Source organism: Actinocorallia populi, from assembly GCF_002995495.1.
Lineage (GTDB): Bacteria > Actinomycetota > Actinomycetes > Streptosporangiales > Streptosporangiaceae > Actinocorallia > Actinocorallia populi.
In genome coordinates, this window is record NZ_PVZV01000004.1 from 642696 (window position 1) to 655595 (window position 12900).

The window sequence follows — 12900 nt, forward strand, 5'->3', positions numbered from 1 at the left end:
TCAAGCGCCGCCGTTTTCACCGCTGACGCGGCGGATGGCGTCCGGCAGACCGTGCGGATGAGGACGGGGGTGAGGTCCCGCACCGGGGTCCTGGCGCAGCTCCTTCACCAGCGCCGCACAGAGCAGGAGCATGACGACCACGAACGGCAGCGCGACCAGGATCGTCGCCTGCTGCAGCGACTCCAGCCCGCCGACCAGCAGCAGCACCAGCGCGACCAGGCCGATCAGCACGCCCCACATCACCACCAGGGGCCGAGGGGGATGGAGCGAGCCCCGGCTGGAGAGCGAACCGAGCACCAGGGAGGCCGAGTCAGCGCCGGTGACGAAGTAGAGCGCCACCAGGAGCGCGGCGACCGCGGTGGTGAGCATGCTGAGCGGCAGGTCGTCGAGGAGCGCGAACATCGCCGCCTCCGTGCCTTCGGCGAGCTTTCCGGAGAAGTCCGCCGCACCCGACAACTGCAGCCACACGGCGCTGCCGCCGCTGATGGAGAACCAGAGCAGGCTGGCGCCGGAAGGGATGAGCAGCACGCCGATGACGAACTCGCGGATCGTGCGGCCCCGGGAGATCCGGGCGATGAAGGCGCCCACGAACGGGGCCCAGGACATCCACCACGCCCAGTAGAAGAGCGTCCACTTGCTGAGCCACTCCTTGTCGATGAACGCACCCGTCCGCGAGGCCATCGGGAGCAGGTCGTTCAGGTACCCGCCCAGCGAGGCGGGGATCAGGTCGAGGATCGCCACCGTCGGGCCGAAGACGAAGATGAACACGGCCAGCAGGACGGCCAGGTAGATGTTGAGGGTGCTGAGGATCCGCACGCCGCGGCTCACCCCGGAGACGGCGGAGAGGACGAACGCCGCCGTCAACACGACGATGACGATGACCTCCAGCCGCCGCCCGCTGAGGCCGAACAGCTCGTTGAGGGCGTACTCCACCTGGAGGGCCCCCAGCCCCAGGCTGGTCGCGGTGCCGAAGGCCGTGGCGAGGATGGCCAGCAGGTCCAGCGCCCGTCCCACGACGGGTCTGGGCCGCCCGCCGAACAGCGGGGTGAACGCCTCGCTGAACCGGTTGCCCCGCCCCATCCGGAAGGTGGAGTAGGCCAGGGCCATGCCGGTGACCGCGTAGATGGCCCACGGACTCAGGGTCCAGTGGAACAGCGAGTACTCCATCGCGGTCCGCGCCGCCTGAGGCGAACCCGCCGCGATGCCCAGGTCGGGCGGCGGATCCAGCAGGTGCGTCATGGGTTCGGCGACACCGTAGAACATCAGCCCGATGCCCATCCCGGAACTGAACATCATCGCCGTCCAGGCGAGATTGTTGAACTCCGGGACGTCGTCGTCCCGGCCAAGACGAATCCGACCGAACCGGCTGAAAGCCAGCAGCAAGGCCAGGACCAGGAAGAAGTCGGCCGCCACCACGAACAGCCACCCGAAGCTCTCCACCACCCATCCGAGCGCGACGTCCCCGGTCCTGGTGAGCGACTCGGTGAAGGCGACGCCCCACAACAGCACCGCCAGCAGCAACCCCACGGCGACGGCCACCAGTGAGAAATCGGGTCTCAACGGCCGCATCACGCCTCCAGGATCACCACTCTGCGTAAGATCATTGATCCCCTGCGTCAAATTCGCCTAACCGCGACGGCCACCGCCGCCGGTTCCCGACCGCCGTCGAGCCCGGGAATTCCGGCGCTCCTTGTCCCGGTGCGAGGTGGAGCGGCCTGAAAGGGCAGGCATGGCGAAAGCCCGGTTCCGCATGCGGACCGGGCGGATCAGAGGAAATCTCATGAGGCGCGGAAGGGCGCGGTCGTGCCGTTCACGACCATGCGGATACCCAGGGCCCATGCCCTGGGCGTCCCGCCGGGGCAGAGCGTCCTTCGAGGTGATGAGGACGCCTGAGCCGGCGAAGACCGGCTCAGGTGAGGCCGGGGGCCGGGGCGGGGGCCGTCGACAGTCCGATCGTGGGGCAGAAGGCGCGGGCGCGGACGGCCTCCCGGCGGGTCGTGGCGCGGGAGTTCGCGAGGGCCTGGGAGGAGGCGGCCTCCATCGCCGGGGAGCCGAAGCCGGAGCCGCCGAACGGCGACGAGCCCATGTTGTTGATCACCGCCATCGAGGAGACGTGGGAGCTGCGCAGGGTGTCGGAGACCTGCACGGCGTACAGCTGGCCGCGCTGGCGCAGCCGCAGCAGCGCTCGGGCGGCGGGGACGCCCAGGCCGCCGGGGGTGCGGGTCGGCAGGAGGACCTGCGGGACCTCGGTCGGGGAGCCGTCCTTCCGGCCGATGTTCTCAGCGATCATCACGCTGGTGTCGTGGTCGATGCTCGCGCGTTCGGCGTGGATCCACCGCAGCTCCTCCAGATCGGCCGGGGACACCGTGATCCGCTCGTAGATCCGCCGGTGTTCGGGCGACGCCGCCAGCGCGGCCAGGCCCGGTTCCGCGACGGCCGCGACGCAGTCGTTCCACCCGAGCGCGACCGCCGCCCGGAAGTGCCCGATCCCGTCCGCGACGTCCCCGAGCCGCCCGCCGATGTCGGCGAGCAGGGCCCGCAGCAGCCCCTCCATCCAGCGGGGGCCGCGTTCTTCCACGGCGGGCAGCAGCCTCCCGAGGTCCCGGCGGGCCTGCTCGTGGTCGCCGCTGATCATCGTGCCGCACGCTTCGTGCAGCTCTTCGAAACCGATCTCCATGCCGTCCCACGGTAGGGACCCGATGTCCGTCCGGGAGGTGAGCGGAGTCCCGCGCAGGCCGGGCGATTCGGCTCGGCCGGGAGGGTCTCGGCGACCCGCCACGGCATACCCGACATAGGCCAGAAGATCGGCTTAAAGGAGGGAACGGGATGGACGGTTCGGCGGACCCTAGACTTGGGCCATGCCGATCGTCCTGAGCCTGCTCGACGGTGTGCGGTGGCGGGGGCGGCCGGTGGTCGGCGAGAGGGCTCAGGCGCTGCTCGCCGCGCTCGCGCTCGCCGGCCGGGCCGTGAACGCGGAACGGCTCGTCGCCGAGGTGTGGGGAGACGACGAACCGGCCAACCCGGCGAAGGCGCTGCAGGTCCTGGTGTCCCGGACCAGGACGGCCGTGGGAGCGCAGGCGCTGGCCACGGAAGGGGGCGGCTACCGGCTCGAGGTCCCGCCCGACCGGATCGACGCCTGCCGGCTGCACGATCTGGCGGCCCGCGCGCGGGCGCTGCTCGCCGAGGACCCGGTCGAGGCGGCCGCGACGGCGCAAGAGGCGCTCACCCTGGGCGGCGGAACGCCGCCTCCCGAAGACGGCGGCCCGCTGGCCGAGATACGGCGGCGCGCGGAACGCGACATGGCGTCCGCGCGGGTCGTGCTCGCCCGTGCCAGGAGCCGCAGCGGCGACCACGGCCCCGCCCTGCCCGAGCTGGAGGAGGCAGTGCGCGTCCACCCCGAGGACGAAGGCACACTCGCCGACCTCCTGCGCAGCGAGGCGGCGGTACGCGGGACGGGCGCCGCGCTGGACCGCTTCGAACGCCACCGGACGGACCTGCGCGACCGGATCGGCGCCGACGTCGGCCCGGAGCTGCGGCGCGTCCACCGGGAACTGCTCGCACTCGACAACCCCGTGCGCGCCGGAGTGCGGTTCGACGCCACGCCGATGCTCGGCCGCGACGACGACCTCCGGCGCGTGCGGGCGCTGCTCACCACGTCCCGGGTGGTCTCGATCCTCGGTCCGGGCGGGCTCGGCAAGACCCGGCTCGCCCACGCCGTCGCCCGCGAGGCCCCGCAGCCGGTGGTGCGCTTCGTCGAACTGGTCGGCGTGACCGCGCCCGAGGACCTGGTCGGCGAGGTCGGGTCGGCGCTCGGCGTCCGCGACTCGGTGACCGGACGCCGCACGCTCACCCCCCGGCAGCGCGCCGACGTCCGCGCCCGGATCGCCCAGCAGCTCGACCTGGCCCCGACGCTGCTGGTGCTCGACAACTGCGAACACCTGGTGGAGGCGGTCGCCGACCTGGTCGCCTATCTGGGCGCGACCACCCGGGAGCTGCGCGTCCTCACCACGACCCGCTCGCCGCTGGCGATCGCCGCCGAACACGTCTACCCGCTGCCCCAGCTGGTGCCCCGCGACGCCGTCGAGCTGTTCCGCGACCGCGCGACCGCGGCCCGCCCCGGCGTGCGCCTCGACGAGGAGGACGTGCGCGCCGTCGTGGCCCGCCTGGACGGCCTGCCGCTCGCGATAGAACTGGCCGCCGCGAAGGTGAGGGTGATGTCACCGGCCGAGATCGCCCGCCGGCTGGAGGACAGGTTCGCGCTGCTGCGCGGCGGCGACCGGAGCGCCCCCTCCCGGCACCGGACGCTGCTGGCGGTGATCGACTGGTCCTGGAACCTCCTCGGCGAGGGGGAGCGCCGGTCCCTGCGCCGCCTCTCGGCCTTCCCCGACGGCTTCACCCTCGCCGCGGCGGAGGAGGTCCTCGGCGACGACGCCCTCGACGGCGTCGCGGAACTCGTGGAGCAGTCCCTGCTCACCGTCGTGGAGACGGCCGACGGCGTGCGGTTCCGCATGCTCGAGACGGTGCGCGAGTTCGGCCGGAAGCAGCTGGAAACGGCCGGCGAGACCGCCGCCGCGCGGGCCGCCGTACGCGCGTGGGCCGTCGGCCACGCCGACCGGCACGGCGTCCGGCTGTACTCGCCGGAGCAGGTCGACGCGATGGACGGGCTGCGTTCGGAGGAGACGAACCTCGCCGACATCCTGCGCGAGGCGCTCGCCGAACCCGATCCCGAAGCAGTGGTGGTGCTGTTCTCCGCGCTGGGCGGCTACTGGTCGATCTGCGGAGACCATCCGCGCAGCATCGCCCTCACCCCGGCCGTCGCCGCGGCCCTGACCGGCTGGACGCCGCCGCCCCGGCTCCTCGACCGGACCCGGATGGCGTTGAGCACCGCGCTGCTCAACGCCACCATCGTCTCCTCCGAAGAGGCCGAGACGCTGGCCCTGCTGCTGTCCCGGCTGGGCGCCGACTCGGCGAATCCGGCGGTCCGGGCGCTGGTGACGGCGCTGCTCGCCACGGTGACCGACCCCGAGAACGGCGTCGACGAGCTGACCGCCGATCCCGACCCCATGATCCGCGTGATCGCGCTGTCCTGGTTGAGCCATGACCGGGAGAACGCCGGAGACCCCGTAGCCGCGATCGAAGCGGTCCAGGCCGCCCTCGCACTCATCGGCGATGACAACGGCCCCTGGCACCGAGCGGTGCTGCACACCCAGCTGACCGGCCTGTACGCGCATCTCGGCGACTCCGCGGCGGCCGCCGCGCACGCCGCCGAGGCGCTCCCGGCGCTCGACCGCCTCGGAGCGGTCGACGACGCCGTCCAGATCCGCGCCGTCCTCGTCACGGCGGCGCTCGTCGAAGGCCGCCGCGACGAGGCCGCGCGGATGATCGACGACCTGGAGGCGCTCGCCACCCAGAGCACCTACAGCGAAGTCCTCGCGGTCTCCTCCAGCAGAGCCGAGCTGGCACTCGCCGACGGCGACATCGCCGAGGGGCTGCGACGGCACCGCGAGGCCGCCGAGGCGCTCCGGAACCTCCACGTCCCGGGCACACCCTGGGCCGTCCTGGGCGAAGCCGTCGCGCTCTCGGCGTTCGCTCAGCGCAGCGAGGGCGACGACGGCTCGGACCTCTTCGGCTCACTGCGGGCCAAGGCCATGGTCCTGTTCGACCCGGACCACACTTTCCGGGACTTCCCCCTGATGGGGATGGTGCTCGCCGGGCTGGGCATCTGGAGCCTGCTGAAGGGAGCGCTCCCCGCCGAGGAGGCGGTCCGGCTGCTCGTCCTCGCCGACCGCTTCGCCTACAACCAGTTCACCCCGTCGCTGCAGTGGTCGGTGCTGTCCGCGCACGCCGAACGCGTCGCCCCCGGCGCCGTCTCCCGGATCAAGGCCGAATACGGTGAACGGCGCGGCCCCGACCTGCTGGCCGAGACACGCGCCGTCCTGGAACACCTGGTCTGAGGCCGCCTACATCTTGCGGGAGTACGAGCGGACCGCCAGCGGCGCGAACACCGCGACGACGACCGCGCAGCCGGCGACCGCCCAGCCGACCTCGGCCGTCACCGTCCCGTCGTTGAACAGGTCCCGCACCGCGGAGACGACGTGCGACACCGGGTTGACCTTCACGAACGCCTGCAGCCACCCGGGCAGCGTCTCGGCCGGGACGAAGGCGTTGGACAGGAAGGTGAGCGGGAACATGATCATCATCGAGATGCCCTGGACGCTCTGCGCCGACCGCGCCCTCGTGCCCAGCCAGGTGAAGATCCACGCCAGCGACCAGCCCGCGACCACGGTGAGCAGGACCCCGCCGACGCAGCCGAGCACACCGCCGCCCGGCCGGTACCCGATGAGCAGACCGGTGACGAGCGTCAGCACCGACGCGATGCCGTAACGGATCAGGTCGGCGATCATCGGCCCGGCCAGCGGCGCGATCCGCGCGATCGGCAGCGACTTGAACCGGTCGAAGACCCCCTTGTCCATGTCCTCCCGCAACTGCACGCCCGTCGCCATGCAGACGGTCAGGGCCGTCTGGGCGAGGATGCCGGGAATCAGTACCGGCAGGTAGTCCGACACGCTCCCGGAGACCGCACCACCGAAGATGAACGCGAACATCGCCGTGAACAGCAGCGGCTGGATGATGACGTCGACGAACTGCTCCGGCTTGCGGACCATCTTCTTCAGAGCCCGCCACGCCATCGCCATGGTCTGGACCCAGGTGTCCCGGAACGAACTGCGGGGCTTGGTGCGGGCGACCAGGACGGACGCGTCGACGCGCCGGGAGCCGAGAGTGGTCATCGTGGTCATCGGGCCGCCTCCATTGCGGTTTCGTCGTCGGCGCCGTGGCCGGTCAGCGCCAGGAAGACCTCGTCCAGCGTCGGCTTGGCGACGCTCACCGAGGAGATGCCGAGGCCCGCCTCACGCAGACCGATCAGCACGTCCGCGGCCCGGTCGGGATCGGGCAGGGGAACGTTCATGCGTCCGGACTCCGGAGTGAGGACCGGCTCCTCGCCCAGCAGCCGGCGGACGACGGCCGCGGCCAGCGCGATGTCGGAGCCGTCCACCAGACCGAGCTGCAGAGCCGAGTCCCCGACCTGCGACTTCAACGCGTCGGGAGTGTCCTCGGCGACCTTCCGCCCCCGGTCGATCACGGCCACCCGGTCGGCCAGCTGATCGGCCTCGTCCAGATACTGGGTGGTGAGGAGGATCGTGGAACCCTCGGTGACCAGCTCCCGGATCGTGTCCCACATCTGCCCCCGGGTCCTCGGATCGAGACCGGTCGTGGGCTCGTCCAGAAAGATCAGCGGCGGCCGGGTGATCAGGCTCGACGCCAGGTCGAGCCGTCGGCGCATACCCCCGCTGAACTGGGACAGAGGACGGTCGGCCGCCTCCTGGAGTCCGAACCGTTCGAGCAGGTCTTTGGCGATGCTCTTGGCTCGAGCACTGGTCAGGCCTTGTAGACGGGCGAACAGCCACAGGTTCTCCCGCGCGGTCAGGTCCTCGTCCACCGAGGCGTACTGGCCTGTGACACCTACCAGTTGCCGAATGCGGTGGGGTTCTCGTCGGACGTCGACGCCGAAGATCTCCGCACGTCCTCCGTCGATCGGCAGCAGGGTGGCCAGCATCCGGAGCATGGTGGTCTTTCCTGCGCCGTTGGGACCGAGGACTCCGAAGATCTCTCCCTGCCGTACCTGGAGATCGACTCCGTCCACGGCTCGGAAATCGCCGAAGCTCTTGACCAAACCGTCGGCTTGGACGGCGTTGAGATCTGCCACGACATGCCCCCTCTCAGGCGCCGGGTACCTCCTGGCGCTTGAGGAGAGCTTCTGCTTTATGGGATTCGTCGTGGCTTCAGGTCGGTTTCATCCTTGCTTTGGCGGTTTCATTGGCTTGGGCGTCAGTGGTGCGGGTGGCGTGAACCGGCTGGTCCTCCAGGAGGTGCGCAGTCGGGTTCGCGGTGGTCAGTCCGGGGTGTTGGGGGCTTTGAGCTTCGTGAACGTTGTTTGAGAGCTCGGTATCTGCCGCCGGGCCTGGTCGGTGTTCAGGCCGAGGATCAGCGGCCGATGTTCGACAGCGGAGGCTCGGTGTCGGCGGACCCGTACTGGTACATGTGCTTCCGCGTTTCGAGGCCGCGGCTCGCGTGGGGCGGGTGAAGGAGCCGTCTGAGACGGTCAGATCGGCGATGCGCGCGGAGGTCGGCGGGTAGGGGTTCGGGAGGCCTCTGCACGGAATTCGGTCTTGGCCTTCATCGCGTGTCGTCGCTGGTTGATGTGATGCTGGAACGTGGTGAACAACCGACTTTCGTCCGGGTACTCCCGATGACGAGCGGGATCTGGCGGTAGCGGCCATGCGGTGCGTGTCATCCCGGATGACGTCTCCGTTGATTACCGGCACCCAGCCGAGGGGCGTCGACCCGAACAGGGCGCCGAAGTCACCGTCGGGGTCGGCGGCGGGCCTGTCGAGCAGGCACCACGTCATCGTCCGCAAATCGGTGCAGCCGAGGGAGGTGGCGAACTCCCTGCCGACGTCGCGGCCTTGTCCTTGACGACCGGTCCGAGCGAGGCGCCGACACGTCTGCCGCTCTGGGAGATCGTCCCATGGAACAGGCTTTGGAAGAAGGTCGGTTGCATGCAGACGCCGGCGGACTCGGATGCTGCTCAGGGGTGCCGCCGATGCTGACCCGCTCCCCACGGCATCGCCTGCCGTTGTAGCCGCCGAGCCTCTCCGGCCGGCTCAGGCAGGGCCAGGAAGCCCACCTTCGGCGTCCAGCGGCGCGGGAGCCTCAGCAGCACCCCGCGCCACCGGCAGGTCCTTCGACCTCACGGCCGGAGATGCGTGGACGTTACTGCAGGGCTAACGCTTGACGGTCAGCTTCAGCAGCTTGGGCAGAGGCTTGTTCTTCTTGGGCGTGCAGGTCATCGGCACGGACGAGCCGAGCGCCACCGCGGTGACCTTGATCTTGCCCATGGTCAGCGTGACCTTCCCCGCCTTCTTCAACTTCACCTTGCCGGTCAGCTTCCCGATCGGGATCTTGCGCTTGGCCTTGACCGGACCGGTCTTCTTCGCCCCCGACGCATTGATGGAGGTCTTCTGCGCACCCGAAGCCATGAACTTGCCGGTGGTCTTCCACGAGTCGACGGCGACCGGCGACACCCCGGGCAACGCCGAGAGATCCGCAGTGATCTTCACCGTGTCACCCACGGAACGCTTGGTCGACCCCTTCATGGTGACCCGGGCGTTGTAGTCGAAGTGAGTGGAGAAGATGACGCAGTCATAGGCCACGGTCCCGGTGCCGGCCGAGGCAGGGGCACCGCCGAGCCCCACGGTCGCCAACATGACCGCGCCGGCACCGAGGCCCAGACCGCGCAGCGCCCCGTACCGCTTCGTCTTCATCGGGCTGGTCGACATGAACCGCTCCTTCTGTCGCGTGCAGGTCACGATGACGTGCACGGAAGCACGCCGCAGGCTCTCGATCGCACCATCGGTCCGCATACGATCGAGCACGCTCCCGGTGTTTCGTTAGAGGAAACACGGTTTCGCACTATGTGACTAGAAGACCCTTTCGTGCCCTCCACTGTCAAGACATGACCCCGAACGATTCCTTCTCCAGCGCGCCGTCGCCTTCTGTCTTGAGGCGGGCCCGGCCCACGTCGTCGGCGCGGTCCTGGAGCTGAACGGCGGCCGGCTCTTGGGTCCACGCCCAAGATCAAGGCGGGTCGGCGAGTGGTCGCTCACCCGAAAGAGAGATCCTGACGCTGCGGCTCCACCTGGAGGAGCTCGCCGAACCGGAAGCCGACGGCCGGGCGTTCGTCGGGCTTCGGGGCGGGCCGCTGCGGCGCTCTGGCCTCCGCCGGATCTGGAACAAGGCGCGGGTCGACGTGGACCTTCCCGTTCTGTACTTCCATGCTCTCCGGCATGTCGGCAACACCCTGGCGGCCTCCACCAGAGCGAGCCTGAAAGAGTTGATGTCCCGCATAGGCCACGCCTCCACCCGTGCGGCACCGATCTACCAACACGCCACGACCGAGCGGGACAAGGCGATCGCCCAAACTCTCGGGAGCGCCTTCAAAGCGGCCCAGGGCGGCAACGGCAAGGACACGAAAGCGATCGGGCACAGACGGCCAAGAAGGGCCGGTGAAATGCGAAGGTCCCAAGTCGGGATCATGATCCTGACCTAGGCCTTAGCGGTAGAGAGCGGATGACGGGAATCGAACCCGCGTAGCTAGTTTGGAAGCGAGCTCGGGCGTCCGCTTTGCCAAGTCGTGACCTGGGTAGGGATTGATTAACCTGCTGGTCAGAGCCGGTTTTCGTGTCGGCCGGTGCAAGATCGTTTCACTGCGTATCAGCATGATCCAGTGACAAATGAGTGACAAATGATCAAGGTGCGAGGAGGTTCTCCGTGGGATTCACTCGGCAGCGGATCGGTAAGAACGGCAAGATCAGCTACCAGGCTCTGTACGACGACGCGTCCGGGGTTCGGCAGACCGCCGGGACCTTCGGGACGTTGAAGGAATCCGAGCGGGCGTGGCAGGCGGCCGAGGCGAAGATCGCCGAAGGGCGAACATGGGATCCGCGACGAAGTAGACAGAAGTTCGGCACGTACGTCATGGAGACGTGGCTGCCGAACCACCGGATCGAGCTCAGCACCAAGCAGGACTACCTGGGGGCTCTGCGGACGCACATCCTGCCGTACTTCGAGAACATGCGGATGTGTGACATCAGCTCCCAGGACGTCCGTTCCTGGATCACGGGGCTCAAGACGAAGGAGGTCGGCAGGCACCGGATCGCCTACTGCAAGGGCGCGGTCCTGAACGCCATCTTCACAACCGCGGTCAACGACGGCGTCATCCTGCTGCACCCGAGTAGGGGAGTGCCCACCGATCCGATCCCGGAGAAGCCGCGCCGGATCATTACAGCGGACGAGTTCGACCAGATCTATGCGGCGCTCCCTGACGAGACCTCACGGCTCCTCGTCGAGACGGCCATCGAGAGTGGCCTGCGTTGGGGCGAGCTGGCTGAGCTCCGGGTCAAGGACCTCGACTTCGGGACGAACATCCTGACCGTCAGCCGCGTGGTCCTCTACCTGTCCTCGGAGATTCATCCTGAAGGCAAGCGGAACCTGGTCAAGGAGTATCCCAAGGGGCGGAAGTGGCGGAAGCTCAAGCTCAGTGGCCAGATCGCTGCCAAGCTGCAGGCCCACGTCAAAGCCGAGAACCTCAAGCGGGACGACCTCTTCTTCTCTCGCCGTCTCGACTACAAGCCAGCCTACGAACCCGTCCAGGATCCTGAGTCTCTCGGCTACACCGAGCCCAACGAGAACGGCCGGGTCTACCGGCACGGTACGACTACCGCCTACGGGTTGGGCAAGTGTCGCTGCCGGCACTGCCGAGCCGCCGTTGCCGCCTACCGGGCCAAGCGCCGCGCCGCAGGCAAGGACAGCCCCCGCAAGCCTCGCGTCGTCGACCTCGATCCCCACATGAACGCCACCTGGTTCCGCAACGGCACCTGGCGACCGGCCTGCGAAGCCGCCGACCTCGGCTTCAACCCCCGCTTCCAGGACCTGCGCCACGCTCACGCGTCCTGGCTCCTCGCGGGCGGAGCCGACCTCCAGGTCGTGAAGGAACGCCTTGGCCACGCGAAGATCACGACGACGGAGCGCTACCTCCACACGCTGCCGACCGCCGACGAAACCGCCCTCACAGCGCTCAAGAAGATCAGGAACATCGAAGTCCCCGAAGACGCGACCACCGCGCTGAAAGCCGAGCTTGAAGCCGCCAACGCCGAGATCGACAAGCTTCGCGCGGTCATCGCCCGGCAGCTCATCGAGCAGCACTTCGGCTCGGAAACCGGAATGAGCTCGGTGTAGCCACCGAGCGAAGACTCCCGCTGCCGGACGTGAGCACAGAGGCCGGTTCCCGAATCACCGGGAACCGGCCTCTTGGTACCTGGCGGTCACTCAACCGTGAAAGGCGAACGCAGCCGAACAGCTGCGGCCCGTTCTCATGGAGCTTTCCGCGCCTCTTCTGGCGGGCTCATGAGCTTGATCAGCTCTTTGAGACTGACCTTGTAGCTTGCCCCGACCACGATCACGTGGCAGGGGAACTTGCCTTTCCGTGCCAGCTCGTAGGCTTTGGTCCGCCCGATCCCCAGGATGCCCGCCGCCGTCATCAGGTTGATGAACGGCGGCAGCGAGCCCAGGTCGTCCAGGGTCGCGTGCCCCATGTCTCAGGCCTCCTTCCTGGCCTGGACGTCCCGAGCCTGCGGCTTCCGTCCTTTGTCGGTGTCACCGGGGAAGGGCATCCGCACCGCCTCCTCGACGGTCATCGGGAAGGCCTGGCTCGCCAGCCTCACGGGGTTGAGTTCGGGCTCCGCGTTGATGGCGCGGATCGCGTTCTGCGCACGTCCGAGCGTGGTCGCGAGCTTCCTCGTCATGGCCCCGGCGGCGAATAGTGCTTCCTGCGCCCGGTGGACATCTGAGTCTGGGCTGTGCCCCAGGTCGTGCCCGAGCCGACCGGCGTCGAGTTCCTCGCCGAGGAAACGGTGAAGCTGCCGGAGGCTCTGCTCCAGCCCGTACACGGCGACGGCGAGGTTGCCCAAAACGGTGTAGACGGTCCCGGGATAGGTCAGCCCCGGTGGTCCGGCTGTCGCGTGGTTGAGTTGCCGCACGCCCTCATACAGGTCGCGGGCGATCTGCTCGGTGTGGTCGTCTGCTGCTTGCTGCCTGTTGTTCGTCACTTGCTGCGCACCTCCACGAAGTGGTCGGGGTCGGCGCAGCACAACGCGGTTCGGCTACCGCGCGAGCCCTCTCGGTGCTCGCTTGTCGGGTTCCCGTTTCCTCGACTCAGCCATAGGCGCTCCCTTTCTCTTCGACGTCTCCGCGATGCACTGCACGGTGTGCTCGTTGATCGAG

The 12900-nt window shown here is 69.0% G+C and carries 10 protein-coding genes; 3 read left to right on the plus strand and 7 right to left on the minus strand.

Going from position 1 to position 12900, the window contains the following annotated elements; genetic code table 11:
- Both C2865_RS19760 and C2865_RS19765 read right to left on the minus strand, forming a co-directional pair.
- Positions 1-1569, minus strand: a complete 1569-nt coding sequence (locus tag C2865_RS19760) for a BCCT family transporter (protein WP_106399942.1) — start codon at positions 1567-1569, stop codon at positions 1-3.
- Between the two features lie 340 nt (positions 1570-1909).
- Positions 1910-2677 carry a hypothetical protein gene (locus C2865_RS19765; protein ID WP_106399943.1) on the minus strand — a complete coding sequence of 256 codons (768 nt, stop codon included), beginning with the start codon at positions 2675-2677 and terminating at the stop codon, positions 1910-1912.
- A gap of 181 nt (positions 2678-2858) precedes the next feature.
- On the opposite strand from C2865_RS19765, the gene C2865_RS19770 reads away from it, so the two are divergent.
- Positions 2859-5954, plus strand: a complete 3096-nt coding sequence (locus C2865_RS19770; RefSeq protein WP_106399944.1) for an AfsR/SARP family transcriptional regulator — start codon at positions 2859-2861, stop codon at positions 5952-5954.
- Positions 5955-5960: 6 nt separating this feature from the next.
- On the opposite strand, the gene C2865_RS19775 is transcribed toward C2865_RS19770, so the two are convergent.
- From C2865_RS19775 to C2865_RS19785, 3 genes are all read right to left on the minus strand, one after another.
- Positions 5961-6797, minus strand: coding sequence for an ABC transporter permease (locus C2865_RS19775; RefSeq protein WP_106399945.1), 837 nt, complete (start codon positions 6795-6797; stop codon positions 5961-5963).
- Positions 6794-7765 carry an ATP-binding cassette domain-containing protein gene (locus tag C2865_RS19780; RefSeq protein WP_106399946.1) on the minus strand — a complete coding sequence of 324 codons (972 nt, stop codon included), beginning with the start codon at positions 7763-7765 and terminating at the stop codon, positions 6794-6796. Before C2865_RS19780 ends, C2865_RS19775 begins: the two co-directional genes overlap by 4 nt.
- Positions 7766-8843: 1078 nt before the next feature.
- Positions 8844-9494: a hypothetical protein gene (locus C2865_RS19785; RefSeq protein ID WP_157963812.1), complete on the minus strand. Its 651-nt coding sequence runs from the start codon at positions 9492-9494 to the stop codon at positions 8844-8846.
- A 263-nt stretch (positions 9495-9757) separates the two neighbouring features.
- On the opposite strand from C2865_RS19785, the gene C2865_RS40095 reads away from it, so the two are divergent.
- Positions 9758-10168 (plus strand): tyrosine-type recombinase/integrase, encoded by a 411-nt coding sequence (locus C2865_RS40095; protein WP_332873379.1) that lies wholly within the window; start codon positions 9758-9760, stop codon positions 10166-10168.
- Between the two features lie 221 nt (positions 10169-10389).
- The gene (locus C2865_RS19795) at positions 10390-11856 is read left to right on the plus strand and encodes a tyrosine-type recombinase/integrase (RefSeq protein WP_198653438.1); all 1467 of its coding nucleotides are present in this window, start codon (positions 10390-10392) and stop codon (positions 11854-11856) included.
- Positions 11857-11990: 134 nt separating this feature from the next.
- Here C2865_RS19795 and C2865_RS19800 read toward each other — a convergent pair whose 3' ends face one another.
- A complete protein-coding gene (locus C2865_RS19800; RefSeq protein ID WP_106399948.1) occupies positions 11991-12212 on the minus strand; it encodes a helix-turn-helix domain-containing protein in 222 nt (73 codons plus the stop codon).
- Positions 12213-12215: 3 nt separating this feature from the next.
- Positions 12216-12725 (minus strand): hypothetical protein, encoded by a 510-nt coding sequence (locus C2865_RS19805; RefSeq protein ID WP_106399949.1) that lies wholly within the window; start codon positions 12723-12725, stop codon positions 12216-12218.
- Positions 12726-12900: the final 175 nt, after the last annotated feature.

What these genes read in the sequence shown, in the direction of transcription:
- C2865_RS19760 (WP_106399942.1), bottom strand. Translation starts at nt 1,569, where the DNA reads ATGCGGCCGTTGAGACCCGATTTCTCACTGGTGGCCGTCGCCGTGGGG.
- C2865_RS19765 (WP_106399943.1), bottom strand. Translation starts at nt 2,677, where the DNA reads ATGGAGATCGGTTTCGAAGAGCTGCACGAAGCGTGCGGCACGATGATC.
- C2865_RS19770 (WP_106399944.1), top strand. Translation starts at nt 2,859, where the DNA reads ATGCCGATCGTCCTGAGCCTGCTCGACGGTGTGCGGTGGCGGGGGCGG.
- C2865_RS19775 (WP_106399945.1), bottom strand. Translation starts at nt 6,797, where the DNA reads ATGACCACGATGACCACTCTCGGCTCCCGGCGCGTCGACGCGTCCGTC.
- C2865_RS19800 (WP_106399948.1), bottom strand. Translation starts at nt 12,212, where the DNA reads ATGGGGCACGCGACCCTGGACGACCTGGGCTCGCTGCCGCCGTTCATC.